This window comes from Nocardia crassostreae, from assembly GCF_001613405.1.
GTDB lineage: Bacteria > Actinomycetota > Actinomycetes > Mycobacteriales > Mycobacteriaceae > Nocardia > Nocardia crassostreae.
On sequence record NZ_BDCH01000012.1, the window covers coordinates 87,870 to 114,203 of the forward strand.

24 protein-coding genes and 2 pseudogenes are annotated in these 26,334 nt (G+C 67.6%); 12 read left to right on the forward strand and 14 right to left on the reverse strand.

Translation table 11 applies throughout. The annotated features are described in order from the left end of the window. Positions 1-53: 53 nt before the first annotated feature. Positions 54-896 carry an alpha/beta fold hydrolase gene (locus NC4_RS07145; protein WP_218020944.1) on the reverse strand — a complete coding sequence of 281 codons (843 nt, stop codon included), beginning with the start codon at positions 894-896 and terminating at the stop codon, positions 54-56. 20 nt (positions 897-916) lie between these two features. Next, positions 917-1,789 carry a hypothetical protein gene (locus NC4_RS07150; RefSeq protein ID WP_157554352.1) on the reverse strand — a complete coding sequence of 291 codons (873 nt, stop codon included), beginning with the start codon at positions 1,787-1,789 and terminating at the stop codon, positions 917-919. A gap of 305 nt (positions 1,790-2,094) precedes the next feature. Here NC4_RS07150 and NC4_RS07155 point away from each other — a divergent pair, with 305 nt between their 5' ends. Together NC4_RS07155 and NC4_RS07160 are read left to right on the forward strand one after the other, a co-directional pair. Beyond that, on the forward strand, positions 2,095-3,618 hold the full coding sequence (locus NC4_RS07155) for an APC family permease (RefSeq protein ID WP_067534116.1): 1,524 nt from the start codon (positions 2,095-2,097) through the stop codon (positions 3,616-3,618). Between the two features lie 146 nt (positions 3,619-3,764). Further along, positions 3,765-4,049: a hypothetical protein gene (locus NC4_RS07160; protein WP_174566843.1), complete on the forward strand. Its 285-nt coding sequence runs from the start codon at positions 3,765-3,767 to the stop codon at positions 4,047-4,049. A gap of 66 nt (positions 4,050-4,115) precedes the next feature. Here the strand turns inward: NC4_RS07160 and NC4_RS07165 are convergent, their stop codons facing one another. Then, positions 4,116-4,748 (reverse strand): DUF305 domain-containing protein, encoded by a 633-nt coding sequence (locus NC4_RS07165; protein WP_067534118.1) that lies wholly within the window; start codon positions 4,746-4,748, stop codon positions 4,116-4,118. A 90-nt stretch (positions 4,749-4,838) separates the two neighbouring features. After that, a complete protein-coding gene (locus tag NC4_RS07170; protein WP_067534121.1) occupies positions 4,839-5,336 on the reverse strand; it encodes a hypothetical protein in 498 nt (165 codons plus the stop codon). Between the two features lie 92 nt (positions 5,337-5,428). Here NC4_RS07170 and NC4_RS07175 point away from each other — a divergent pair, with 92 nt between their 5' ends. The 6 genes and pseudogenes from NC4_RS07175 to NC4_RS07200 all read left to right on the forward strand — a co-directional run bounded on the left by NC4_RS07175 (position 5,429) and on the right by NC4_RS07200 (position 12,801). After that, entirely contained in the window at positions 5,429-6,346 is a 918-nt protein-coding gene (locus NC4_RS07175; RefSeq protein WP_067534126.1) for a ribonuclease Z, read from the forward strand. A gap of 20 nt (positions 6,347-6,366) precedes the next feature. Further along, entirely contained in the window at positions 6,367-8,043 is a 1,677-nt protein-coding gene (locus NC4_RS07180) for a DUF885 domain-containing protein (protein WP_245721543.1), read from the forward strand. Positions 8,044-8,138: 95 nt separating this feature from the next. Continuing rightward, positions 8,139-9,542: pseudogene (locus NC4_RS07185) on the forward strand (MDR family MFS transporter). A gap of 53 nt (positions 9,543-9,595) precedes the next feature. Further along, positions 9,596-10,741 carry a class I SAM-dependent methyltransferase gene (locus NC4_RS07190; RefSeq protein ID WP_067534132.1) on the forward strand — a complete coding sequence of 382 codons (1,146 nt, stop codon included), beginning with the start codon at positions 9,596-9,598 and terminating at the stop codon, positions 10,739-10,741. 75 nt (positions 10,742-10,816) lie between these two features. Further along, positions 10,817-11,743 (forward strand): LLM class F420-dependent oxidoreductase, encoded by a 927-nt coding sequence (locus tag NC4_RS07195; RefSeq protein ID WP_067535888.1) that lies wholly within the window; start codon positions 10,817-10,819, stop codon positions 11,741-11,743. 191 nt (positions 11,744-11,934) lie between these two features. Then, positions 11,935-12,801 (forward strand): Bax inhibitor-1/YccA family protein, encoded by an 867-nt coding sequence (locus NC4_RS07200; protein WP_067534133.1) that lies wholly within the window; start codon positions 11,935-11,937, stop codon positions 12,799-12,801. A gap of 77 nt (positions 12,802-12,878) precedes the next feature. Here the strand turns inward: NC4_RS07200 and NC4_RS07205 are convergent, their stop codons facing one another. From NC4_RS07205 to NC4_RS07230, 6 genes and pseudogenes are all read right to left on the reverse strand, one after another. After that, on the reverse strand, positions 12,879-13,241 hold the full coding sequence (locus NC4_RS07205) for a hypothetical protein (protein ID WP_439957486.1): 363 nt from the start codon (positions 13,239-13,241) through the stop codon (positions 12,879-12,881). A 37-nt stretch (positions 13,242-13,278) separates the two neighbouring features. Then, on the reverse strand, positions 13,279-13,716 hold the full coding sequence (locus NC4_RS07210; protein WP_084528833.1) for a roadblock/LC7 domain-containing protein: 438 nt from the start codon (positions 13,714-13,716) through the stop codon (positions 13,279-13,281). Between the two features lie 53 nt (positions 13,717-13,769). Further along, positions 13,770-14,600, reverse strand: coding sequence for a hypothetical protein (locus tag NC4_RS07215; protein ID WP_067534143.1), 831 nt, complete (start codon positions 14,598-14,600; stop codon positions 13,770-13,772). Beyond that, entirely contained in the window at positions 14,590-15,030 is a 441-nt protein-coding gene (locus NC4_RS07220) for a hypothetical protein (RefSeq protein ID WP_067534145.1), read from the reverse strand. Before NC4_RS07220 ends, NC4_RS07215 begins: the two co-directional genes overlap by 11 nt. A 381-nt stretch (positions 15,031-15,411) precedes the next feature. Then, a pseudogene (locus NC4_RS07225) lies at positions 15,412-16,630 on the reverse strand (acetyl-CoA C-acetyltransferase). A gap of 111 nt (positions 16,631-16,741) precedes the next feature. Continuing rightward, positions 16,742-17,200 carry a hypothetical protein gene (locus NC4_RS07230; protein ID WP_067534148.1) on the reverse strand — a complete coding sequence of 153 codons (459 nt, stop codon included), beginning with the start codon at positions 17,198-17,200 and terminating at the stop codon, positions 16,742-16,744. Between the two features lie 82 nt (positions 17,201-17,282). Here NC4_RS07230 and NC4_RS07235 point away from each other — a divergent pair, with 82 nt between their 5' ends. Both NC4_RS07235 and NC4_RS07240 read left to right on the forward strand, forming a co-directional pair. Beyond that, on the forward strand, positions 17,283-18,674 hold the full coding sequence (locus NC4_RS07235; RefSeq protein ID WP_067534150.1) for a cystathionine beta-synthase: 1,392 nt from the start codon (positions 17,283-17,285) through the stop codon (positions 18,672-18,674). Between the two features lie 187 nt (positions 18,675-18,861). After that, positions 18,862-19,995, forward strand: coding sequence for an AbrB family transcriptional regulator (locus tag NC4_RS07240; protein WP_084528653.1), 1,134 nt, complete (start codon positions 18,862-18,864; stop codon positions 19,993-19,995). A 95-nt stretch (positions 19,996-20,090) separates the two neighbouring features. Here the strand turns inward: NC4_RS07240 and NC4_RS07245 are convergent, their stop codons facing one another. Further along, positions 20,091-20,519 (reverse strand): nuclear transport factor 2 family protein, encoded by a 429-nt coding sequence (locus NC4_RS07245; RefSeq protein ID WP_067534153.1) that lies wholly within the window; start codon positions 20,517-20,519, stop codon positions 20,091-20,093. Positions 20,520-20,688: 169 nt separating this feature from the next. Then, on the reverse strand, positions 20,689-22,221 hold the full coding sequence (locus NC4_RS07250; protein WP_067534158.1) for an HD domain-containing phosphohydrolase: 1,533 nt from the start codon (positions 22,219-22,221) through the stop codon (positions 20,689-20,691). A 575-nt stretch (positions 22,222-22,796) separates the two neighbouring features. Between NC4_RS07250 and NC4_RS07255 the strand changes: the two genes are divergently transcribed. Both NC4_RS07255 and NC4_RS07260 read left to right on the forward strand, forming a co-directional pair. Then, positions 22,797-23,372 carry a transglycosylase SLT domain-containing protein gene (locus NC4_RS07255; RefSeq protein ID WP_067534163.1) on the forward strand — a complete coding sequence of 192 codons (576 nt, stop codon included), beginning with the start codon at positions 22,797-22,799 and terminating at the stop codon, positions 23,370-23,372. 140 nt (positions 23,373-23,512) lie between these two features. Further along, positions 23,513-24,535 carry a mechanosensitive ion channel family protein gene (locus tag NC4_RS07260; protein WP_084528657.1) on the forward strand — a complete coding sequence of 341 codons (1,023 nt, stop codon included), beginning with the start codon at positions 23,513-23,515 and terminating at the stop codon, positions 24,533-24,535. A gap of 105 nt (positions 24,536-24,640) precedes the next feature. On the opposite strand, the gene NC4_RS07265 is transcribed toward NC4_RS07260, so the two are convergent. Continuing rightward, complete coding sequence (locus NC4_RS07265; RefSeq protein ID WP_067534166.1) at positions 24,641-24,985, reverse strand: DUF6401 family natural product biosynthesis protein; 345 nt, start codon at positions 24,983-24,985, stop codon at positions 24,641-24,643. Positions 24,986-25,066: 81 nt separating this feature from the next. Further along, the gene (locus tag NC4_RS07270; protein WP_067534170.1) at positions 25,067-26,233 is read right to left on the reverse strand and encodes an acyl-CoA dehydrogenase family protein; all 1,167 of its coding nucleotides are present in this window, start codon (positions 26,231-26,233) and stop codon (positions 25,067-25,069) included. Positions 26,234-26,334: the final 101 nt, after the last annotated feature.

The following is a 26,334-nucleotide window of genomic DNA, read 5'->3' on the forward strand; positions in this document are numbered from 1 at the left end:
CGATCCGCGATCTCCTGCGGGAACTCGCCATTGATGGCGTGCGAGGCCTCCGGTCACACCTCGATCTGCGCGGCGGGCAGCAGTGTGCGCGCTCGCGCGGCGATCCGGCGCGAGTTGTGCACGATGCTGCGCCCCGCGTAGATCCCGAGCACCGGTGCGGTGACAGCCGAAAGCTGTTGTTTGGCAGGCTGTTTCGCCATCGGCAAGAAGGCCGCGAAATCGCGCATGCCGGAGGCGATGAGCCTGCCCTCCGGCATGTCCTGGGGCGCCTGCACCCCGCCGGAGATCCAGCTCAGCAGTTTGTTGCGCCAGCGCTCCGGCATCCCCGGCAGCACCGAGCCCAGCGAGATGACGACCACCTTCCAGCTGAACCCGCCGAACACCACCGGCGCGTCCAGCAGGGCCAGCGAGGCCACCTGATCCGGGTGGTGGACGGCCAGGTTCATCGCCGACCAGCCGCCGATCGACACGCCCAGCACGTGTACCGGACCCGGTTCCAGCGCGCGCAGCGCCTCGGCCAGCCAGGCGGCCTGATCGACGCCGTCGGCGAGCGGCTCGGACTGCACGCTCAGTCCGGGCTCGCCCAGCAGGTCGAGGGTGATGATCGGCCGCAGTTCCAGCAGGCTCGGCAGATTCGTGGCCCACATGGGCGTGGCCGCCGTCCGGCCCGGCAGCAGCACCAGCGGCGTGCCCGGGCCGTCGCCGAAGCGATAGGCCCGCACCGTGCCGAAACGGGTCGGTACGTCCACCGATTCGCGCGCGGGCGGCAGCAGGTCGAATCCCGCCTGGTAAGCGCTCTTGTATCGCCCGTATCCGGCGGTCTCGCGGAAGTACCCGATCCGCTCACCCTTGAATTTCGGACCCACATTGTGTTCGGGGAACTCGACCGTCGTCATGAGGCCAGCATCCTCCGTTCTCATTTCAATCGCGCGATGCGGTGGGCCAGCCAGCGGCGGTCCTCGTCGTCATGGGCATGTTCGATGATCTTGCGGCGGGTGGCGGGGGACAGCGCCGACAGCAGCCGGTCGACGCGATTGCGGGTGTCCCAGCGCCGGAGGTAGCGCGCCGCCCCGGCGGCGGCGCGCCCGTGGGACTGCTCGGCGGCGCGCACGAAATCCGCCTCGGCCTCGCCGTCCACCAGCACGGCCGGAACATCTTCGTGCGCAGGGTAACCCGAGTATTTTCCGGAACCGCTGGCGAACCAGGCCAGCAGCAGGGTGAGGCGCTCGACCGGATCCGGATAGGCCGCCAGCAGGCGCCGCCGCACGGCGGCCATGGTGGCGTCCTCGGGCAGTCTGCCGATCGCCGACACCGCGAGGAAGTCGTGCCGGAAATCGATGAGCACCGGCGGAATCCGGGCCGCCCACAGCCGGGTCTGCTGTTCGGACTGCTCGCGGCGGCGCTCGGCGGCCCGGTATTCGGCCAGCGGTCCGGTCACCCCGCGCACGGCCAGCCATTCCAGGGACCGCACCCCGTCGGCGAGCACCGCGTCCTCGGCCCAACCCTCCCAGCGCACCGAATACCCGTGGTGCAGCGTCACGGTGGTGAGCCGTCGGCCCGCGGCATCGTAGAAGTCCAGCGCCACATCACCCCAGCACATACAGATGAATCCGGGAAGATCGGCAATGCGCAGCGCCTCGCGCAGCGCTCGGACGGCAACCGGGTCGCGTTCGGAGAGCACGGGCGTCGAATCACCGCCCAGTTCGCGCACGCCGACCGCGCGGGCGCCCGCCAGCACCCGGTCGAGGGCATCGGGATCCCCCATGGCGGACTCTCCCCCGAACGGCATACCCAAACAGTATCGGGACGGGCCGCCCGTGCGCCGGGCCTCTGACCGGGTGCAATAGGGTGAATGTTGTCCGACAGGTTGCTGAACTGGTTCGTACCAGTGAGTGATAACGTTCGGTGTGACGCCGACAACTCAGGTCCCACCCCGGCACTGAGAGCTTGATACGGGGCAGGACCAGCTGATCTGTCTGTCGGCCGCATGCGAAGGCGAAAAACCTGACACCGGTCTGTCTGCCGTCCACAAGACATTGCGACCGCCCGGTGCTGAACTGCATTGTTGCCGAGAAGCCAGACATAGGAGAGACAGTGGCGATTTCGGACCCCACGCCCAGTGCGGCCGGACCGAAGCCGGGCCGCAGCAGCGGACTGTTCCGCACCAAATCCGTCGAGCAATCCATTCGCGATACCGACGAACCCGATGCCAAACTCCGCAAGGACCTGACCTCCTGGGACCTCACCGTCTTCGGTGTCGCGGTCGTGGTCGGCGCGGGTATCTTCACCCTCACCGCGCGCACCGCGGGCAACCTCGCGGGACCCTCGGTCTCGCTGGCCTTCGTCTTCGCCGCCGTCGCCTGTGGCCTGGCCGCGCTCTGCTACGCCGAATTCGCCTCCACCGTGCCGGTCGCGGGCAGCGCCTACACCTTCTCCTACGCCACCTTCGGTGAGATCGCGGCGTGGATCATCGGCTGGGACCTCTTCCTGGAGTTCGCCCTCGCCGTCTCCGTGGTCGCCAAGGGCTGGTCGCAGTACCTGGGCGTGGTGCTCGGCGGCAAAGCCACCACCATCGAGATCGGCTCGCTCACCTTCGACTGGGGCGCGGTGCTCATCATCGCGGTGCTCGGCGTGCTGCTGGCGCGCGGCACCAAGCTGTCCTCGCGGGTGTCGGCGGTCGCGGTCGCCATCAAGCTGGCGGTCATCGCGCTGGTGATCGTGGTGGGGCTCGAGTACTTCGACAAGGACAACCTGTCGCCGTACGTGCCGGAGTCCAAGCCGTCCGAGGGCGGCGCGAGCGGTCTGCACCAGACCCTGTTCTCCGCGGTCACCGGCGGCGGCCACAGCACCTTCGGCTGGTATGGCCTGCTGGCCGCGGCCTCCATCGTGTTCTTCGCCTTCATCGGTTTCGACGTGGTGGCCACCGCGGCCGAGGAGACCAAGAACCCGCAGCGCAATGTGCCGCGCGGCATTCTGGGCTCGCTGGCCATCGTGACCGTGCTGTATGTGGCGGTGTCGCTGGTGCTGACCGGCATGGTGCCCTACACCGAGCTGGACGGTAATTCGACGCTGGCCACCGCCTTCGCGGCGCACGGCGTGGACTGGGCCAAGAACCTCATCTCCATCGGCGCCCTGGCCGGTCTGACCACCGTGGTCATGGTCATGTACCTGGGCCAGACCCGCGTGCTGTTCGCCATGTCCCGCGACGGCCTGCTGCCGCGCAAGCTCGCGCACACCGGGCACAATGGAACGCCGGTGCGGCTAACCGTCATCGTCGGCGTGGTCTGCGCGCTGCTGGCCGGGTTCGTGGACTTCGGCACCCTCGAAGAGATGGTCAATATCGGCACGCTGTTCGCGTTCGTCATGGTGTCGATCGGCGTCATCGTGCTGCGCAAGACCCGCCCGGATCTGAATCGCGGCTTCCGGGTTCCGCTGGTGCCGCTCATTCCGATCCTGTCGGTGCTGGCCTGCCTGTGGCTCATGTTCAACCTGTCGGTGGAGACCTGGTTGCGGTTCATCATCTGGATGGTGATCGGCATGGCCGTGTACTTCGCCTACGGCCGGCGGCATTCGTTGCTGGGCAAGGCCGGGGCCGCGCTGGGGAAATCCGGTAGCTGATCGGCTGCTCTTGTTGGCCGCGGATGGTGTGTCGTCGCGTACCGACCTGGCGGGATGATGTGTAATTGCTCTTACTAGTAAGAGTTGTGAACAGAGTCCCGCCACGTCAGCACCATCTCAGCAGCCGAGAGGAACCGATCGTGAGCATGCTTCTCGCCGTGCACGAGACGTGCACCCACGTCGTCGCGCAGATCGGCAATCCGACACCGGAGACGCCTCCGGTCGCGGACAAGCTGATGAAACTGGTCCGGTATTTCACCTGGTTCGTCATGTTGTCGGGCGTCACCGCCATTACCTACGGCGGCGGCAAGTTCGCCTGGGAGAAGTGGAGTGGCGGCGCGCTGGATTCGCCGAAGATGGTGGCGGGGGCCATGATCGGCGGCGCCACCGCCACCAGTGCCGGCACCATTATGAATACGGTCATCGGCTGACGGTTACAGCCGGGCAACGGGTACGCCGGAACGGCGTACCCGTTCTCATTTCACTGATGCGGTCGGTTAGCCCTGTCGCAGCATGGTCTTCATCTGATCGATCTCGGTCTGCTGGCCGGTAATGATGGCCTTGGCCATAGCCTGCGCGTCCGGGTTGACGCCGTCGGTGAGTTCGGCATTGGCCATATCGACCGCGCCGGTGTGGTGCTCGATCATCATCTGTAGCCACTGCTTGTCGAATTCGGCGCCCGACAGCGTTTCCAGCGTCTTCATCTGGTCGTCGGTCATCATGCCGGTCATACCGCCGTGGCCGCCGCCGTGCCCGCTGGTGGTGGCGCTCGGCGCGCCCTCGCCGAAAGCCGTGAGCAGCGTGGTGATCTGCGCCATCTCCGGGCCCTGGGCCTTCTCGATGTTCTGCGCGAGGGTGAGCAGTTCCTGATTCTGCGTGCGGCTCGGAGCCAGCTTGGCCATATCGATGGCCTGCGCGTGATGCGGGTACATCATCTGCAGGAACATGACGTCGTCCTCGTCGAAATCGGTGCGCGTGGCGGCCTGCGCCGAGGTGCTCGCGGTGGTCGACGAGCTGCCGTGATCCATACCGGGCATGGACGAATCGTCCGAGCTACAGCCCGCCGCGATGAGGGCGACGGCGGCGGTGCCGGTAATGACGGCGAGCTTGATCCGGGTGGGGGTGAACATGGTTGTACTCCTTGGCAATTGCTGATGAACCTGACTGAGGGCATGCGAAAGCTCGCGTCCGCGTGCGTGATACGCGGCAGCGGCGGCCCATCAGACCCGCAGAATCGCCAATTCGGCCAAGGTGAGCACCGTCCACGGCGGTGGCCGGGCCCGGTGTGTGCGCAGTCGTCGCGCCTGCGCGGCGGCGGTCTCGCGGTCGCGCAGGCCCCCCCAGCCCAGCAGCGCCAGGCCGAGTGCGAGCAATAGTGCGGCCAGGACGAAGACGCAGCCGTGGGCTCCGGCATGCCCGTCCCCGCATTCGCAGCCGGGGGTGAGCACCGCTCGGATCGGCGCCGCGGCGAGGGCGTGGACGCCGGTGGTGGACGCCGGAGCGGCGGTGGCGTGCGAGCCGTGGTCGGCGGTGTGCGCCGCGGCAGCTGTCGCGGGGGCGTCGTGGACGGCCGCCGTCGTGGCCATGGAGTTCATGGCGTGGCCGGAGCCGTGACTCATGCCGAAGACGGCGATGTGCATGGCAATGATTCCGGCGAGCAGGACGAACAGCGCGAACGCCCGGATGTACCGGGTGAGGCGCACGGATTGTTCGACCACGGCGGCTATCTTATACCCCTGCCTGGTATCGCTCCGGACGCGCCCGGCTCGGCGGCGGGGCACTCAGCAGACCGAGCGGTACCCTGAGCGCCGTGTCACAGCGCGAATTGGTCATCCTCGGAACGGCCAGCCAAGTACCGACCAAACAGCGCAATCACAATGGCTACCTGCTGCGCTGGGATGGCGAAGGGGTGCTTTTCGACCCCGGGGAGGGCACGCAGCGGCAGATGATCTACGCCGGGGTGTCGGCCACCGATCTCACCCGCATCGGCATCACCCACTTCCACGGCGACCACAGCCTCGGGCTGGCCGGGGTGGTGCAGCGCATCAGCCTGGACAAGGTGCCGCATCCGGTCGATGTGTACTACCCGGCCTCCGGGGAGCGCTACTACGAGCGGCTGTGCCACTCCACCTCCTACTACCAGAACGCCGAACTGCGGCCGCGTCCCATTGCGGAGGCCGGTGAACTGCCCGCGCCCGCAGCGCCTTTCGCCCTGCGCGCGGTGCGGCTCTCGCATCCGGTGGAGGCGTTCGGCTACCGGATCACCGAACCCGACGGCCGCCGCATCCTGCCCGAACGACTCACCGAGCTCGGCATCTCCGGTCCGGCCGTCGGCCGTTTGCAGCGCGACGGCGCAGTGGAACTCGACGGGCGCACCATCGCCCTCGATGAGGTCAGCGAGCCGCGCCCCGGCCAGAGCTTCGCCTTCGTCATGGACACCCGCCTCTGCGACGGCGTCCACGAACTCGCCGCGGGCGTCGACATGCTCGTCATCGAGGCCACCTTCCTCGACGCCGACGCCCATCTCGCCGCCGAATTCGGCCACCTCACCGCGGGCGAGGCCGCCGCCGTCGCCGCCCGCGCCGGTGTCCGCACCCTGGTCCTCACGCACTTCTCCCAGCGCTACCGCACCCTCGACCAGCACCTCGCCGAAGCGCGTGCGCAGTTCGCGGGCGAGATCGTGGTGGCCGAAGACCTCATGCGAATTCCGCTTCCGCCACGCCGCTGAATCAGAGCATGATGGGATGTATGGATGCGCACCAGGAACTGATCGCTCTTGCCGACCGCTACTGGGATGCCGTGCTCGAATCCGCTCCCAGTGAAGTAACCCTGTTGGGAGACAGGCGATTCGATGACCGGATCGAGGATCTCTCCGAGGCCGCCGAACAGCGGCTGCTGGAAACCTGGCGGGGTCTGCTGACCGAGGTCGACGCACTCGACCCGGAACGGCTCACCGACGAGGATCGGACCACCCGCAGCCTGTTGCGGGCCGAATTGGCCTCGGGCGTCTCGAATCTGGAGTGGCGGCCCGCCGAACTGGCCTCCGACCAGATGACGGGCATACACGCGGCCATGCTCACCCTGGCGCCGCAGCTCAATGCGCCGGAGACGGAGAACGCCGCGAAGCTGGTGGTGCGCTTCCGTCAGTTCGGCACAATGCTGTCCCAGGCCACGGATCGTTTCCGGGCCGGGCTCGCGGCCGGTCGCCGCCCAGCGCGCATTGCCATCGAGCGCTCGCTCAACCAGCTCGACGGCTACCTCGCTTCCGATCTCGCCACCGATCCGTTCACCACCTTCCCCGGCCCGGCCGATTGGGAGGGCGAAAAGGCTTGGCGCACAGAGCTCACCGAGGTGGCTCGGGATGTCATCCGCCCCGCCTTCCGCGCCTATCGCGACGTGCTGGCCAATGAGCTGCTGCCGCAGGCGCGTTCCGACGAACAGCCGGGCCTGAGCTGGCTCGGCGAGGACGGCGCGAATATCTACACCCGCCTGCTGCGCCAGCACACCACCCTGCCGGATCTGGGCGCGGACGAGATCCACCAGCTCGGCCTGGACGATTTGGACAAGCTGCGCGCCGAATACGCCGAACTCGGCTCCCGCCTGTTCGGCCTGACCGATCAGGCCGAGATCTTCGCCCGCCTGCGCGAGGATCCGTCGCTGCGGTACAGCGAGGGCGAGGAGATCATGGCCGATGCCCGCCGCTGTCTGGCCGCGGCGAATGCCGAGATGGGCAATTGGTTCGGGCGGCTGCCCCGGCAGTCCTGCGATATCCTCCCCGTCCTGGATTTCCTGGCCGCCGACGCGCCCGCCGCCTACTACTTCCCGCCCACCGCCGACGGCTCCCGCCCCGGCGCGTACTACGTGAACCTGCACGATGCCAAGGGCCGCAACCGCTTCGAAACCGCCTCCGTCGCGTACCACGAGGCCATTCCGGGCCACCACCTCCAGCTCACCATCGCCGACGAGCTGACCCACCTGCCGCGCTTCCAGCGAATGTCGTTCTCCAACAAGGCCTTCGTCGAGGGCTGGGCCCTGTACACCGAGCGGCTCGCCGACGAAATGGGCCTGTACCCCGACGATCTCAACCGCATCGGCATGCTCGCCGCCGATTCCTGGCGCTCCTGCCGCCTGGTCGTCGACACCGGCCTGCACGCCAAGGGCTGGTCCCGCCAGCAGGCCGTCGACTTCATGGTGGCCAATGCCCCCGTCGGCCTCGAGGAAATCCGCATCGAGGTGGACCGCTACATCGCCATGCCCGGCCAGGCCGTCGCCTACAAGGTCGGCCAGCTCGAAATCCGCCGCCAGCGCGCCGCCGTCGAACAGCGCCTCGGAACCGCCTTCGATATCAAGGCCTTCCACGACAAGGTCCTCGGCTCCGGCTCGGTCAGCCTGCCCGTCCTGCGGGAGCTCGCCGCCGCCCTCTGAACACATTCCGACCTGCGGAATTCCGGAGAAGGAATAGCCGAGGGGGTGGAGTGTTCCCCTAGGTTATTGAGGTTGGCTAACGAAAGGGGTTGCCGGTGACGGCCACCGATGCGGGAACGTCCGTCGGCTTACGGTCCGAACGCGGGCCGGTGCTGGTCGCGATCATGCTGGCCACGAGTCTGGTGGCGCTGGACTCGACCATTATCGCGACGGCCGTTCTCAGCATCACCGACCAGCTCGGCGGGTTCGCCCAATTCCCTTGGCTGTTCTCGATCTATCTGCTGGCGCAGGCGGTAACGGTGCCCATCTACGGCAAGCTGGCCGACACCGTCGGGCGCAAGCCGATCATGCTGTTCGGCATCGCGGTATTCGCGTTCGGTTCGCTGCTGTGTGGGCTGGCGACGAGCATGATCGCGCTCATCGTCTTCCGGGCCGTGCAGGGGATCGGGGCGGGTGCGGTGGCGCCCATGTCGATCACCATCGCGGGCGATATCTACACCGTGGCCGAGCGCGCCAAGGTGCAGGCGTATCTGGCGGGTGTGTGGGCAGCGTCCTCGGTGCTGGGGCCGCTGCTGGGAGGTTTGTTCTCCGAATACGTCAGCTGGCGGTGGATCTTCCTGATCAATCTGCCGCTGTCGGCCGTGGCGGGCTGGATGGTGTGGCGGAAGTTCACCGAAAGCGCGCCGCGGCAACGGCATCGGATCGACTACCTCGGGGCGGTGCTGCTCACTCTCGGCGCGGGGGCGCTCATTCTGGGTCTGCTGGAAGGCGGGCACGCGTGGGCGTGGAACGCACCGGAGAGCCTCGCGCTGTTCGGTGGCGGCTTGGTCCTGCTGGTGGCCTTCGGATTCGTGGAGCGGCGGGCGGAGAACCCCATGCTGCCGCTGTGGGTGCTGACGCGGCGGGTGCTGGTGGCGAGCAGTCTGGTGTCCCTGCTGGTGGGCGCGATCCTGCTCGGATTGACCTCGTATGTGCCGACTTTCGCGCAGGGCGTGCTCGGGACCAGCGCGCTCGTCGCCGGACTGACCGTCGGCGCGCTCACCCTCGGCTGGCCGCTGTCGGCCTCACAGGCCGGAAATGTGTACCTGCGCATCGGTTTCCGGGCGACCTCGGTCATCGGCAGTGTGCTCGGCGCCGTCGGTGCGCTGTCCCTGCTGTTCGTGAACGAGAATTCCACGTTGCTGTAGGTCGCGATCGGCTGCTTCATCGTGGGCGCGGGCATGGGCCTGGTCGCCAGCCCGACCCTCATTGCCGCCCAGTCCAGCGTCGACTGGTCCGAACGCGGCGTGGTCACTTCTACCAATATGTTCGCCCGGTCCATCGGCAGCGCGGTCGGCGTCGCGATCTTCGGCGCGCTGGTGAACTCGCGGGTGGGCGGGGTGGATCATCCCGCGCCCGAGGATCTGGCGCCCGCCGTGCACCTGGTCTTCATCGGCGTGGCCGCCGCCGCGGTGGTCATGGTGGTGGCCGCGGCCATGATGCCGCGCGGAAAATCCTGACCAGCGGCTTCCCCGAATGGAAGTACTCGGCAACGATCTAGCACACTAGGGGCGTGGTCGAGGTCGAAGACGTGCTGAGCCGGTTGCGGCGGTATCCGGATGTGGAGGCGGTGAACCTCTACGCGGTGGACGCTGCCGATCGTTTGCTGCTCGATGAGGCGGCCGAGGCCCTGGCTGCGGCGGGGGACGGGCGGGTCGCCGTCATCGACGATGGATACGGCGCGCTGACCCTGGGCGCGATAGCCGCGCACGAGCTGCACGGTGTGCGGGTCCATCAGGATCTGCTCACCGGAGAGCTGGCGCTGGCGGGCAATGCGCGCACGGTCGGGCTCGCGGATCGGTACACCGCTCACGAACTCGGCCCCGGACTGCTCTCGGATGTGACGGTGGTGCTGTGGCGGCTGCCGCGCGCGCTGTCGGGTCTCGCCGAAACCGCCGACGCCATAGCCCGATTCGCCGATCCCGAGGTGCGGGTGTTCGCCGGTGGCCGCGACAAGTACCTGACCCCGGCCATGAACGAGATACTGGCCGAATCCTTCTCCGATGTGCGCGCCAGCCGCGGGCGGCAGAAGTCGCGCGTGCTGCTCGCCACCGGGCCCAAAGCCGTTGGCGAACCGGTGTTCCCGGTGCGCAATCGGCTAGACGACCGGGATCTCGAGGTGGTCGCGCACGGCGCGGCCTTCTCCGGCCCCAAGCTCGATATCGGCACTCGGTTCCTGCTCGACCATCTGCGGCGCATGAAACCGGATGCCCGCGATGCCATCGATCTTGGCTGCGGCACCGGCATTCTCGCGGTCGCGCTGGCCAAGGCCCGGCCCGAGATCCGGGTCACCGCGACCGACCAGTCGGCCGCCGCCGTCGCCTCCACCCGCGCCACCGCCGAACTCAACGAGGTCGCCGATCGGATTCAGGTGCTGCGCGACGACGCCATGTCCACCGCACCGGACAACAGCGCCGATCTGGTGCTGTGCAATCCGCCCTTCAATGTCGGCGCGGCCGTGCACACCGGGTCGGCCATCAAGATGTTCCAGCAGGCCGGGCGCGTACTGCGGCCCGGCGGTGAGCTGTGGACCGTCTACAACACCCACCTCAACTATCGCGGGGTCATGGAGCGCCTGGTCGGCAAGACCGAGGTGATGGGCCGCAATCGCAAATTCACCGTCACCCGGTCGGTGCGCGGTCTGCACGATGCGCGCTGAGAGATCCCGGCCACTCCCGGGGGACCGGATCGTGAGCCGAGCGAACGACCGGCACACAATGGATGCATGGCCCGAATCGATCTTCGTATCTTCACCGAACCACAGCAGGGCGCGAGCTACGACACCCTCCTGACCGTGGCGAAGGCCACCGAGGACCTTGGCTACGACGCCTTCTTCCGCTCCGACCATTACCTCGCCATGGGCGATGCGGACGGTCTGCCCGGCCCCACCGACGCCTGGATCACCCTGGCCGGGCTGGCCCGCGAGACCGAGCGAATCCGCCTCGGCACCCTGGTCACCGCCGCCACCTTCCGCCATCCCGGCGTCACCGCGATCCAGGTGGCCCAGGTCGACGCCATGTCCGGCGGCCGCGTCGAATTCGGCTTCGGCGCGGGCTGGTTCGAGGCCGAGCACGCGGCGTACGGCATTCCGTTCCCGGCCGACAAGTTCGCCCGCTTCGAGGAGCAACTGGCCGTCATCACCGGCCTCTGGTCAACCCCGCTGGGCGAGAAGTTCTCGTACTCCGGCGAGCACTTCACCCTCACCGACTCCCCGGCGCTGCCCAAGCCCGCCCAGCCCAAGATCCCCGTGCTCATCGGCGGCACCGGCGCCAAGCGCACCCCGCGCCTGGCGGCCCGCTACGCCGACGAGTTCAATGCTCCGTTCCAGTCGCCCGAGGACAGCGCCGCCCTGTTCGACCGAGTCCGCAAGGCCGCCAAGGAAGCCGGGCGCGATCCGCACGGGCTCACCTACTCCAATGTCCTGGTCGCCTGTGTCGGCAGCTCCGATGCCGAGGTGGCGCGCCGGGCCGCCGCCATCGGCCGTGAGGTCGACGAGCTGAAGGCCAACGGCCTGGCCGGATCGCCCGACGAGGTCGCCGAGAAGATCGGCCGCTATGCCGATATCGCGGGAACCAGCCGTATCTACCTGCAGATCCTCGACCTGCAGGGTCTCGAACACCTGGAACTCATCGCGGAACGGGTGATGACTCAGCTGCGCTGATCGAGGGGGTGTGGGGGCTTTGCCCCACGCCAACCCCCGCTTCAGGTGAGCGGCGCTGCCGGTAAAGGTCGGGTAAAGTCCGACAGGTCTGATCCGTGCCGATCTGGGAACTTCCCGATGGCACGGATCGTTGGCACGGTAGTAACGAGGCCACGATCGACGTGCGCCACGACTCCAGAAAGGGACGCGCCTTGCGCACCACAAGCAACCCGGTCTTCAAGAACCTGACGCCTCAGCAGGGCGGCGGCTACGCGGGGTTCGGCTCGGCGGCCGCTGGAGCCGGACAGTTCACGAACCAGTACGGGCAGCAGCCCCCGCAGGGCCCGCACGGGTACCAGCAGGGCTATCAGCCCGCGGTGCCGACCACCCGGCCCATCACCATCGACGATGTGGTCACCAAGACCGGCATCACGCTCGGCGTGGTGACGCTGACGGCGATCATCTCCTATGCGCTCACCGCCGCCAACAACTCGCTGGCGCCGCTGTTCGTGATCGTCGGCGGTCTGGTCGGTTTCGTTCTCGTCATGATCGCGACCTTCGGTCGTAAGCAGGACAATCCGGCCATCGTGCTGAGCTACGCCGCCTTCGAGGGCCTGTTCCTCGGTGCGCTGTCGTTCATGTTCACCAATATCTCCTTCGGTGGCGCGGGCGGTTCCGGGCTCATCGCGCAGGCGGTGCTGGGTACCTTCGGCGTGTTCTTCGGCATGCTGGTCGTCTACAAGACCGGCGCCATCCGCGTCACGCCGCGCTTCACCCGCATGCTGGTGGGCGCCATGATCGGCATCCTGGTGCTGATGCTCGGCAACCTCATCGCCTCCTTCTTCATGGACGGCGGCTTCGGCCTGCGCGACGGCGGCCCCATCGCGATCGTCTTCAGCCTGGTCTGGATTGCCATCGCGGCCTTCAGCTTCCTGATGGACTTCGACGCCGCCGACCAGCTCATCCGCGCCCAGGCGCCGGAGAAGGCCGCGTGGGGCGTGGCTCTCGGCCTGACCGTGACCCTGGTCTGGCTGTACGTCGAGATCCTGCGACTGCTGAGCTACTTCAACAACGACTAGTAGCGCTGACGCACAACTGAATTGAAATGGGCGGGCATCGTTCTCGATGCCCGCCCATTTCTTGTTTCAGGCCGCCCTCAAACTTCGAGGTCCTCCTCGATGCCCTTGAGGCGGTGGCGGGCCAGGGCGAGGTTGGCGCGGCCCCGGTCCAGGGCGAGGTAGAGGAACAGGCCCTTGGATTTGCGGCCTGTCATGGGGCGGATGATGTGGTACTGGCCCGCGAGGGTGATGAGGATGTCCTCGATCTCCTCCTTGAGCCCCAACTGGTCGATGGTGCGCATCTTGGCGCGCACCACTTCGGTATTGCCCGCGGCCGCGACCTGTAGATCGAGCGACTTGGAGCTGCCGAGCATGCCTAGCGCCATACCGCTGTTGTAGTCGACGACGGCCGCGCCGATCGCGCCGTCGATCACCATCATGTCTTTCAGCGTAATGTCCATGTTGGGAATGGCATTCCTTTCAATCAGGGTTGGGAATTCAATCGGTGTCGGGGGTGGCGCGATGCTGGTCGGCCGATCTCCGGCCCGAACCGTTCGCCTCGGCCGCCAAGAGATCGGCGATCGCCCGAGCCACGGGCCGTGACTCGAGGTGCAGGCGGCCGACATTCGCCTCCGCGTCGGCCAGGACGGTCAATGAGGTCCACCCGGCCGCGTAGATCACCACGTGCCCGCCGCTGCCGCGCACCACGACCTCGTGGAATCCGCCGTCGAACGCGGCGGAGACCAGCCGGTGCGACAACGCCAGATGGGCGGCGGCCATGGCGGCCATGGTGCTCGGCTCGATCCCCGACGGCAGATCGTGCGCCACCAGCAGCCCGTCATTGGACGCCACCAGCGTGCCGGTCAGCTGCGGTACCCGCGTGCGCAGCGCCTGCAGCTCCGCCAGCACCGCCGCATTCGGTTCGGGTCCGGACATCCCCACCTTGGTCAACCTTCCCATCAGTTCTGCGAGTTTCGTTCTCCGCGCGGTCACGCCAGCTGCTCCAGCGCTGCCCGCAAGCGGATGAGGACATCCCGATCGGCCGGTTCCCACTGTTCGGGTGCGGGCTGCTGCACGGTCTGCCGCACCCGGCGGCGAGCCAGCGGCCGGGGCCCGGTGACCGCGGTATCGGCCGAAACCGGTTCGGTCACCATGGATTCGGCCATGACGACCGGAATGCGCACGGCGCCCGGCGGTTCGATCAGTCCGGCCGCGGTCAGATCGCGCACCGCCACCAGGCAGCCGTAGGTGGTGCGACCCAGATCGTGGGCAATGGCGGCGACGCTGCGCCGGGCATCGGCGGCGGTCAGGACCTCGGCCTGCCCGCCGGCCAGCAGGACGCGCCGCCGCCGGGCGCGGCGCACCGGAACCACCGGCGCGCGGTCCGCGAGTTCCGCGGGCCAGGGCCCGGTCGCCGGATCGCCGCGCCGGGCGCATTCGTGCACCAGCGCGCGCGGCGTGACCTGACAGGCCGGTGCGAGCCAATGCGCGGGCGCCGGTTCGAATTCGGGACCGGCGGCCGCGGCGGCGGGTGCGCCGAGCAGGAAGTAGGCGGCATCGAAAACGGCCAGCAGCGCAAAGGTTTCCAGCCGGGGCCGGGCCAGCACGCGGTCGGGTTCACCGGCCTCGGCCCGCTGCCAGTCGACGGGCGTCGCCACCCCCGCCTCCACCACCAGCCGGTCGAGCCCGGTGGTGCGGCGGCACTCCGCGGCGGCGATGGCGCCGTGGGCGAGATGGAAAGCGCCGTCCCCGGCCCGCAGTACGCCGGTGCGCCGCTCGTCCTGCAATCGCTGCAATTCGGAGGCGATTTCAGCGCGCATTGCCATCTCCGATGCCGTGCGCGGTGCCATCTCCGGTGCTGTGCGCGGGGTCGTCGCCGACAAATTCCGACAAAACGGAACGCAGCTGGAATCGCGCCAATCCGAGATTGCCGGTGTCGTCATCGAATCGGACATGAACGAACAATCGCCCGTCGAAATCGCCGTTCACCAGAGTCAGTAGGTGATAACCCCGCGTACCGCCGACAATGATCTCGGTGATGTCGTCCCCGGCGGGGCCGGATGCCAGTGCCGGGCAACCGAGTACGGCGCGCACCGCCTCGGTCGTCGCCGCCGCGTCTTCGTGCTGTTCGGCGAGGGCGTGCTGCCCGGCCGCGGCGATCGCCAGCCCGCTCGCACCGTCCACCAGGGTCACGCACCGCGCACCGGGAATACCCATGATGCGCTGCAAGCAGCCGTCTATTCCGATCACGCTACACCGTCTGTAATGCAATGGATTTCGATGAGCCAGACGCTACACAGCGATAGCCGACGATGTGCGGATAATGTCGAAAATCTTTCCTGCATAAGTATTTAAGCAGGAACCGAAAAACAAAAACACCCCTCGGTTTTCGAAGAATGTGACTTTATACCCTTGTTTGCCCTTGGGCTGCTGCGCTTTTCGGCGCAACCGTCGAGCCCGAGTGGAGGGTGAAGGATTGCCCGAGACGCGAATTAGGGCAGATGCCCGATACCCGGGCCGAGCCCGGGCGCGGTGTAATCGACGCAGGGGGGCTCCGGCCCCCTTAACCCCCCGAAAAGCAAGGGCCGCCCGACCGGAAGGTCGGGCGGCCCGAGCACTCGGGGCCGAGCGTCAGCTGAGGCGCTCGATGATCATGGCCATACCCTGGCCGCCGCCCACACACATGGTCTCGAGACCGAACTGCTTGTCGTGGGTCTGCAGGTTGTTGATGAGGGTCGCGGTGATGCGGGCGCCGGTCATACCGAACGGGTGGCCCAGCGCGATGGCGCCACCGGAGACGTTCAGCTTGTCGGTGTCCATGTTCAACGCGCGGGCCGAACCCAGCACCTGCACGGCGAAGGCCTCGTTGATCTCGTACAGATCGAGATCGCCGATGCCCATCTTGGCATTGCCGAGCGCCTTCTTGACCGCCTCGATCGGGCCCAGGCCCATGATCTCCGGCGACAGGCCGGAGACGCCGGTGGACACGATGCGTGCCAGCGGGGTCAGGCCCAGCTCCTTGGCCTTGGTGTCGCTCATGACGACCAGCGCGGCGGCGCCGTCGTTGAGCGGACAGGCATTACCGGCGGTAATGGTGCCGTCGGGACGGAAGACCGGCTTCAGCTGCGAGATCTTCTCGTAGGTGGTGCCCGCGCGCGGGCCGTCGTCGGTGGACACGACGGTGCCGTCGGGCAGGGTCACCGGGGTGATCTCCCGCTCGAAGAAACCGGCCTTGATGGCCTCCTCGGCGCGGTTCTGCGAGCGCACGCCACCAGTGGTCCTGATCCTCGCGCGAGATGCCGGTGTAGGTGGCGACGTTCTCGGCGGTCTGGCCCATGGCGATGTAGACATCCGGCAGGATGCCCGCCTCGCGCGGATCGGTCCAGGTGGCATTGGATTCCGCGGTCTGCTTGGTGCGGGCCTCGGCCTCGGCGAACAGCTCGTTGTGGGTGTCGGGCCAGCCGTCGGAGGTGCCCTTCGGGAAGTGGGACACGGTCTCCACACCGGCGGAGATGAAGACATCGCCCTCACCGGCCTTGATGGCGTGGAAGGCCATCCGGGTGGTCTGCAGCGAGGAGGAGCAGTAGCGGTTGAGGGTGACGCCCGGCAGGGTGTCGTAGCCGAGCTGCACGGCCACCGAGCGGGCCATATTGAAGCCGCCCTCACCGGCGGCCTGGCCGCAGCCCAGGATGAGGTCGTCGATCTGGGCGGGGTCGAGGGAGGGCACCTTGTCCAGCGCGGCGCGCACCATCTGGGCGGTCAGATCGTCCGGTCGCATGCTCACCAGAGATCCCTTGCCAGCGCGGCCGATCGGCGAGCGGGCGTAGGAAACGATGACGGCCTCAGCCATGAGGACTCCTTACTAAGCAGGGGTGAACCAGCTTCGAATGTACGACTGCTGTGGTGCGAGCCAAGCATCCGGTAGGTCGCTATCTCAATGACTGAACTGTGGAATATCCCACTACGGCACGTCGAACCAACCGCGCTGCGTCACATTGGCCATGTCCGTATAGATGGTGACCACGATGTGTCCCGGTCCGGTGTCCTGGAATTCGGCGTACTGCATGCTGCCGTAGATCCCGGCCTCCACGTACACCCGGTATTCGCCGACCAGGCCGGTATTCATATTGCGCCAGGCGACCGTGACCATCGAGTCGCACACCGGGGCGAAGCTGTGCGGTTCCGGACCGTAACCGGTCACCGGCAGGGCCTGCACGCTCATGATGGCCCGGCCCGGCCACTGCGGGCTGGTGTCGGCCCAGCTACGGATGGCGCTGCCACAGATTCCGGGGCGGAAGAAGGTTGGCACCTGGGTAAATTCGACGGATCGGGCCGTCGCCGGGGCGGCCGAGACGATCATGGTCGCGACGGTGAGGGATCCGAGCAACAGGGCGGCGCGCACACGGGTCGGCGTCCTCATGCGGGGGATGCTAGTAATCCGCGACGGTGATATCTCCGACGTGCGCGAAAGCTCCGATCACCTTTTCGCAACGATGAGGGGTATGCGCATCGCTAACCATGTCGTCGATCTGATCGGAAACACCCCGCTCGTTCGGTTGAACTCCGTGGTGGGCCCGAACTCGGGACTGGTGGCGGCGAAGGTCGAGTACCTGAATCCGGGCGGCAGCTCGAAGGACCGCATCGCCGTCAAGATGATCGACGCCGCAGAAGAGGCCGGGCTGCTGAAGCCCGGCGGCACGATTGTCGAACCGACCTCCGGTAATACCGGTGTTGGCCTGGCGCTGGTTGCTCAGCAGCGCGGCTACAAATGCGTCTTCGTCTGCCCGGACAAGGTCAGCGAAGACAAGCGAAACGTGCTGCGCGCCTACGGCGCCGACGTGGTGGTCTGCCCGACTGCCGTGGCGCCGGAGGATCCGCAGAGCTACTACAACGTCTCCGATCGCCTGGTGCGCGAGATTCCGGGCGCGTGGAAGCCGGACCAGTACTCCAATCCGGGCGGCCCGGCCTCGCACTACGAGACCACCGGTCCCGAGATCTGGCGCGATACCGACGGCAAGATCACGCATTTCGTGGCGGGCGTCGGCACCGGCGGCACCATTACCGGAACGGGCCGGTACCTCAAGGAGATCTCCGGCGGCAAGGTCAAGATCGTCGGTGCGGATCCGGAGGGTTCGGTGTACTCCGGCGGCACCGGCCGCCCGTACCTGGTCGAGGGTGTGGGCGAGGACTTCTGGCCCACCGCCTACGACCCGGCCATCCCGGACGAGATCATCGCCGTCTCTGATGCCGACTCCTTCGAGATGACCCACCGCCTGGCCCGCGAGGAGGGCCTGCTGGTCGGCGGCTCCTGCGGTATGGCGGTCGTGGCGGCGCTCAAGGTCGCCGAGCGCGATCCCGATGCCGTGGTGGTCGTGCTGCTGCCCGACGGCGGCCGCGGCTACCTGTCCAAGATCTTCAACGATCAGCGGATGAGCTCCTACGGCTTCCTGCGCTCGCGGCTGGACGGCAAGACCCAGGCCGAACCGCATGTGGGCGAGGTGCTGCGCGGCAAGTCCGGCGAGCTGCCGGATCTGGTGCACACCCATCCGCAGGAGACGCTGCGCGATGCCATCGAGATCCTGCGCGAATACGGCGTCTCGCAGATGCCGGTCGTGGGCGCGGAACCGCCGGTCATGGCCGGTGAGGTCGCGGGCAGCGTGACCGAGCGTGATCTGCTCTCGGCGGTGTTCGAGGGCCGCGCCAAGCTCACCGATTCGGTGAAACAGCATATGAGCCCGGCCTTCCCGCTCATCGGCTCCGGCGAGCCGGTGTCCTCGGCGACCAAGCTGCTGGAGTCCACCGACGCGCTCATGGTGGTCGAGGACGGTAAGCCGGTCGGCGTCATCACCCGCCACGATCTGCTGGGCTTCCTGAGCACCGGCGCGCTGGTGTAATCCCGCTCCGCGCATTTGCCGCCCGTCGAATCCGATCTCGGATTCGGCGGGCGGTCATGTTTCACCGATGTGATTTATGGCCCGTGACAATGCAATACGGTTCTGCATCGGAGATCACAAATGCCGGAAACCTGGGATAACTACCGCGTTACAGTCCGTTCACGCTCGGCGAGCAGGATCGTCGTGCATGGACCGGAGACACGTGGTGGCATGGGTGGCGCTGTCGGCATTCGTGCTGGCGTGTGCGGCCCTGCTCGATCGCGTGGGCTTCCCGGCGCCGCAGATGATCCTGGCCATTCTGGTCGGCGCGGGCTTGGCCATGGCCGGGCGATTGCCGAATCCGCTACCGCGCCAGGTCAATACCGGTGTGCAGGCGATGCTGGGCGTGGTGATGGGCAGCTATCTGCAGGTGTCGCTGCTGGCCTCGATCGGCATGGATCTGCTGCCGGTGCTGGCGGTCACCGCCGCCACCGTGCTGGTGAGCGTGGCGGTGGCGCTGGTGTTCGCGCGGACAGCCAAGGTGGACGTGCCCACCGCGACACTGGGCATGCTGGCCGGTGGTTCGGCCGCGGTGGTGTCGGCCGCCGATGAACTCGACGCCGATCCGCGGCGGGTGGCGTTCATGCAATATCTACGGGTGGCGGTGGTCGCGCTGAGCGCGCCCGCGGTGGCGGCCTTCCTCGACGAGGAGGCCGGGACCGGGCATGGTCCCGCCACGCTCGGCGGCGCGGTCACCAATCCGGATCTGCCGTACTGGATGATCGTCGGCCGCGGTGATCAGGTCGCCGGACTGTCCACGGCAATCATGTTGTGCGTCATCGGAATCTGGGGCGGGCGGCGGATCGGCCTGCCGAATCCGGCGCTGCTGGGACCCATGCTGATCACCGGCGCGCTGACCGCGGCGGGCATCAGCCACGGCTACGCGCCGACGCATCTGTTCAAGGATCTGCTGTTCGTGCTCATCGGATTCGAGGTCGGCACCCGGTTCACCCGGGAGGTGGTGCGGGAGATGGCCCGCATGATTCCGGGCATGACGGTGGCGGTGGTGGTGCTGGCCGGTACGGTGGCCGCGCTGGCGTACGGGCTGGCCGCCGTCACCGATCTGCACCTGTCGGATCTGTATCTGGCCACCACGCCCGGCGGTATCAATGCCGTGCTCGCGACCGCGGACAAGATGAGCGCGGATCTGGCGCTCATCACCAGCGTGCAGACCATCCGGCTGCTGCTCATGATGCTGCTGCTCCCGCTGCTCATGCGCGCGCTGCGCAGATTCGAAGCGCCGCGGCCGATTCCGATCCCGGCGCCGTCGGCGACCGGCTGAATCCGCCTCGATCCGGGCAGCCGGACCGGCCCGGCTGAGAACAGCAACCGGGCCGGCATTCGAGGCTCGAGTCTAGAGCTTTCGATCGAATCGCATCACCTCCCGGAGTCCGCGTCGATGTGCTTGGCGGTATCGCCGTAATGGCGGAACCGGGTCACCTTGCCCGCGGCGTCGAAGCTCCACAGGTGCAGTTCCTGATCGACGATGCGGCCGCCATTGGGCAGCACCGCATCGACCTGTACCTCGGCCACCACCTGTCCGTCGGAGCCGACGATGTCCACGATGGTGAATTCTTGGAACTTCCAATCCGCCAGCAGTGCAAAGAATTCGGCCACTTCGGCCGGTCCGCGCCGCGCCCGCATATGCGCCACTCCCGCGAGCTGTGCGGTATTGGCCGCCCAATCCGCATCCCAGGACACGTCATCGGTGAGCTGATCGAGAATGAAGGCGATATCCCCGCCTCCGAAAGCGGTGTAGAGGGAGCCGACCAGGTCGGCATGGGACGGCTTGGGCGCGGCAGGCATGGTGAGTCCTTCGACGTGCGGAATCCGGGACCGCCTGGCGGAGAACGACTTCGGTCTCCGCGGGGAGAACCACGGCGTTCTCCGGCGGATGCCCCAATCCTCTGCGGCGCACGGCCGCGCCCACATCGGTCGATCGGCCTATCTGCGCGAAATCGCGCCGGGTGAGCGTTCAGCCGGGCAGCAGACCGTGCTCCATGGCGAAGACGGCCGCGCCCGCGCGGGTGCGGCGGCCGGTCTTGTCGTAGATATGGGCGAGGTGGTGGCCGACGGTGCGCTCGGAGAGCACGAGTTCGGCGGCTATCTGGCGATTGGACAGGCCGCGGGCCGCCAGCCGGAGCACGTCCACCTCGCGTTCGGTGAGGCCGCAGGGGTATTCGGCGCGGGGCGACCGCAGACCTGCGGCTTCCACGACGGCCGCGCAGGCGTCGCGGTCCAGGCGGCCCGCGGCGGCTTCGGCGGAGAGATGGGCGGCGGCCTCGCTGGGTTTGTGCGCGTCGCGATGCGGGCGGGGTTCGGTCATGGCCGCGAAGACGTCGGCGGCGGCCAGCAAACGGGCGCCCGGGGAGAGGTCGTGCACGTGCACGCCCCGGTGGTAGCCGGAGCCGTCCAGGCGTTCGTGATGGCCGGAGGCGATCTCGGCGAGATCGGCGAGGCTGGGACAGCGGCGCAGCACGCGATCGGTCCAATACGAGTGCAGCCGTACGCGTTCCCAGTCCCCGGCGCCGAGCGGGCCGGGGCGATCCCAGACCGCGCTGGAGACCGCGGCGCGGCCGATGTCGTGCAACAGGGCGGCGGAGCGCAGGGCGGCGCGGTCGGTGCGGTTCATCCCCGCCAATTCGGCGGTGGCGTCCGCGAGCTGGGCCACGTGGCCGGAATGGCCGAGCAGATAGCGGCCCTTGAGGTCGACCACGACCGCCATGGCCATGCACAGGTGGTCGCGATCCTCGGGCCGGATGACGGTCGGCAGGCCGGGTTCGGCGGCCACCACGGCGGCCAGCAGATCGGGGCGATTCAGGACGTCCCACACCACCTCCGGATCGGCGGCGAAGACGCCGACCAGATCCGGATCCAGATGCCCGCCCGCGCGGCGGTTCAGTTCCTCGAGGGCGGCGCCGCGGTCGCGGGTGCGGAAGGCCAGCACGGCCTGTTCGGCCAGGTGCAGGATGCGCCCGGGCAGCGAGACGTCGTCGCCGCGCAGGCGCTCGGGTGCGCCCAGCCCGTCCCAGCGCTCCTTGACCTCGGTGAGCGCGAGGACGGCCGCCTCGGGCAGGCCCAGGCGCGGTCCCAGCGCCCGGCTCACCTCGCAGACCGAGCGGACCGCGATCGGTGCTCCCCGGGGCGCATGGGTGATGAAGCGGTCGCGCATGGCGGCCTGTGCCTCGGGCGCCCACTGCCCGAAGTGGCTCATCTGATCGCGGAAGACATTCGGATCGCCCGGATCGAGGGTGTGATACGCCTGCTGGAAGGCGATGTCGTCGACATAGGCCTCGGCGTTCTCGGAGGCCCGGCTGGTACAGCCGACCGCGCCCAGCAGGGCGGCGTGGAAGACGATACGCCGATCGGATTCGTCGAGGCCGAGTTGTTCGGCGACGGCATTGGCCACGAGGCACACTGCCAGGCCTTTTTCGAAGGGCATCCCGGTGGCCAGGTCGGTGGTGAGGGAGAGCGCTGCGAGCACCTCGGTGACCCGAATCGATGCCATATGTCGACAGTAATGCCCCCGGAGCGGGGGCGCAGTGCGATCGGCGCTGTTGCTGAACGATCGCTCTAGCGCAGCGACACGCCGATAATTCAGGCAAATCTGCTATATCGCTCGCGGGCGTCTAAATTGTTCTGTGATCTGAAACACTTTGTGTTTCGAATTGAATTTGCAGGTCAGTGCTTATATTAATGCATGTATTCGCGTCGCTTGGAGTGCCGGTTCACCTTCTGTTCACTTTTGGTTCAGGCTGTGTTAACTAAGCGCAATCAAGCTGTGACCTTGTCGGAAACAGACCCCAGGTCTGGATGATGCAAGGAGATGTCGACTCACATGTGGAACGTGATCACGACAGCGGTGAGATGAGGCGCCACGGCCCGTTGCGGCCGGCACTGTCACCCATGACCTCCTCGAGCGTCTGATTCCCTAGGCCCACAACGGGTCTCACAACAGCAACGCACAACAGCCCTCAGCGCACAGTGAGCGCCGCCCGGCGCCGCGTCCTTCAGCGCTGCCTTTTTCAGGCCCGCGAGCCCGAAACCGAACAGGAATCCACATTCGCCATGCCCACGAAAACTATGACTGCACTGCGTGACCCTGCCAGACGTAGCAAGGTGGTTGCCGCCGCCCGTACGGCCGGCACCGCCGCCCTCGCCCTCGGCGTCTTCGGCTCCATCATCACCGCCGCCGGCAATGCCACCGACGATGTGCAGCCCGCCGCGCTGGAGGAGACCCTCGCCGCGGCCGCCCCCGCCGTCCCGGCCGCGGAGCAGGCCCCCGCGGCTGCCCCGGCCCCCGCGCCCATGCCGCAGCCCGAGCCCGCCCCGGTCTACCCGAACAACCTCGACGGCTGGATCCGCCAGGCCCTCGACATCATGCAGTCGAAGGGCATCCCGGGTAGCTACGACGGCATCTACCGGAACATCATCCGCGAATCCAGCGGCAACCCGCAGGCGATCAACCTGTACGACTCCAATGCCGCCATGGGCATCCCGTCCAAGGGCCTGCTCCAGGTCATCGACCCGACCTTCGCCGCCTACCATGTCGAGGGCACCCCGTTCGACGTCTGGGATCCGGTCGCGAACATCGTGGCGGCCTGCAACTACGCCGCGCACCGCTACGGCTCGATGGACAACGTCTTCAGCGCGTACTGAGGAACTGCGAGCTAATCGCAGGCACCCGATTCGGCAACGATTCCGCAAACCGCCGGATCGGGTGTTCGTATAGGGGTATAACTCCCCCTTGGAGCAGTTCCGGCAATTTGCCGGAGCGATAGCGAAAGGGACGGGGTTTCATGCACACCTCGAGTTTGGCTATCGATATCCAGCAGGGCCTGTCGGCCGCGTGGTCGTCCATCGCCACGTTCGTCCCGAAATTCGCCGGTTTCCTGGCGATCCTGCTCATCGGCTGGTTCGTGGCCAAACTGGTGGCCAAGCTGGTGACCCGCATCCTGCACCAGGTCGGCTTCGATCGGCTCGTCGAGCGCGGCGGCATCAAGGACATGCTGGCCCGCAGCCGCTACGACGCCACCGGCATCATCGCCAAGCTCGCCTACTACGCGGTGCTGCTGCTCACCCTGCAGCTCGGCTTCGGCGTCTTCGGGCCGAATCCGATCAGCACCATGTTGAACGGCATCGTGGCCTGGCTGCCGCGGTTGGCGGTCGCCATGGTCATCGTCTGCATCGCGGGCGCCATCGCGCGCGTGGTCATGGACATGATCTCGAATATGCTCAGCGGCCTGTCCTACGGCCGCATGATGGGCCGCATCGCGGCCGTATTCATTTGGGGCGTAGGCATTATCGCCGCCCTCAACCAGATCGGCGTCGGCACGTCGGTCACCATGCCCATCCTCATCACGGTGCTGGCCACCATTGCCGGTGTGCTCATCGTCGGCGTCGGCGGCGGCCTCATCCAGCCCATGCGGCAGCGCTGGGAAGGCTGGCTGGAGACCATCGAGAGCGAGATGCCGGAAGTGAAGGGCCATGCCGAGGCCTACCAGCGCGGCCGCGAGGACGCCGCCCGCCAGCGGGAAGCGGCCCAGCACCAGGCCATGATGGCGCAACAGCAGGCCATGATGGCCCAACAGGGAATGGTCCAGCGTCCCTTGGGAACTCAGATGCCCCCGGGCAAATGGGGCGACCCGCCCGCCGGATCGTCGATGGACTACGGCCACCGCGATTACGAGCAGCGCGATTACGAGCAGCGCGACTACGAACGCCGTGACTACGGGCAGCGTCGTGATTACGGTCAGCAGCCCGGGTACGACGACCCAGGCGGACCGATGTCCGGTTACGGCTACGGCGAACCCCCGCGCTAGGCGCTGCTCGCTCACTCCGTGCCCGGGGGTGGTTGATGCTCGCCCTCGCGTGTTGCTCCTGGCCTGGGGTTTCAGGGGCTTGCCCCTGAGAGTTACGAGAGTTGTCTAATTCTCGCGGGCGAGCAGGCACAGCGAGGCGAGGCGCAGGTGCGTCCAGTCGGCCTCCTGCCACTCCTCGAGGGATTCCGGTGCCGGAGTCTCGGTTTCGCAGGCGTCCTCGAGCAGGCCGCGGGCATAACCGGCCAGCAGCACGCTCAGCGGCAGCGTGGCCGAATTCTCCACGCCCATATCGAGGATGTCGCGGACGGCCGCGGCGTGCTGATCGAGTTCGGCGGATACCGCCGGGAACAGTCGAGCGGCGGCCTGTGCCGGGACTCCGTGCGTCAGCTGGAGGCGATTCAGGGTCTTGCGCGCCGAGACGATGAGCAACGCGGAGCCGGACGAAAACACGCGGTCATGCTAGCAATCCTCCGGCATTCGCAACCCTGGCTGTGAGATATCGCCCAATTGCCGAAATCGCTGGAAATGGTGTCAGCGGAAGGCTTTGCTACCCGTCAGCGCCTCGCCCAGCACCAGCTGGTGCACCTCGGCGGTGCCCTCGTAGGTGAGCACCGATTCCAGGTTGTTGGCGTGCCGCAGCACCGGGTAGTCCAGGGTGATGCCGTTCGCGCCGAGAATCGTGCGGCATTCCCGCGCGATGGCGATGGCCTCGCGGGTGGAATTGAGCTTGCCCGCGCTGATCTGCTCCGGGCGGATCTCGCCGCGATCCTTGAGGCGGCCCAGATGCAGCGCCAGCAACTGCCCCTTGCCGAGCTCCACCGCCATATCGGCCAGTTTGGCCTGGGTCAGCTGGTAGGCCGCGAGGGGTTTGTCGAAGACCTCCCGGGTGCGGGCGTAATCGATTGCGGCGGAAAGGCAGTCACGCGCCGCGCCGAGCTCGCCGAAGATGATGCCGAAGCGCGCCTCGGACAGACAGCCCAGCGGCGCGGCCAGGCCGCGAGCCTCCGGCAGCAGGGCGTCGGCGGGCAGGCGCACGCCGTCCAGGGACAGCTCCGCGGTGACCGAAGCGCGCAGCGACAGCTTGCGGTGCATTTCGCGGGCGCTGAAACCCGGTGTGTCCGTGGGGACCACGAAGCGTCGAATGGTGTCGCGCTCACCCTCGCGCGACTGCGCCCAGACAATGGCCACATCGGCGACCGAGCCATTGGTGATCCACATCTTGGACCCGTCCAGGATCCAGTCGTCCCCGTCGCGGCGCGCCCGCGTGCGCATACCGCCCGGGTTCGACCCGAAATCCGGTTCGGTGAGCCCGAAGCAGCCGAGCAGCTGTCCGGCCGCCATACCCGGCAGCCACCGCTGCTTCTGCTCCTCCGAGCCGTACTTGTGGATGGCGGTCATGGCGAGCGAGCCCTGTACCGAAACCATGCTGCGCACACCGGAATCCACGGCCTCCAGCTCCAGGCAGGCCAGCCCGTAGGCGGTCGCCGAGGTGCCCGCGCAGCCGTAGCCCTCCAGATGCATGCCCAGCAGGCCCAGTTCCGGCGCGATCTCGCGGGCGGGGAAGGTGCCCGCCTCGAACCAGTCCGCGATATTGGGCCGCAGTCGCTCCGCCGCGAAAGCGCGCACGGTGTCGCGAATCTCGCGCTCCTCGTCGGAGAGCAGGGAGTCGATGGCGAACAGCTCGTCTACGGTGACCATGCCGCCCACCCTAGGTCGGCGCCGGGTCCGCCCACAACGGCCGCGCCGGGGTCATTGGCCCGATTGTTGCGCCGCCTGGCCCAGGGCTGGATATCGCGGCG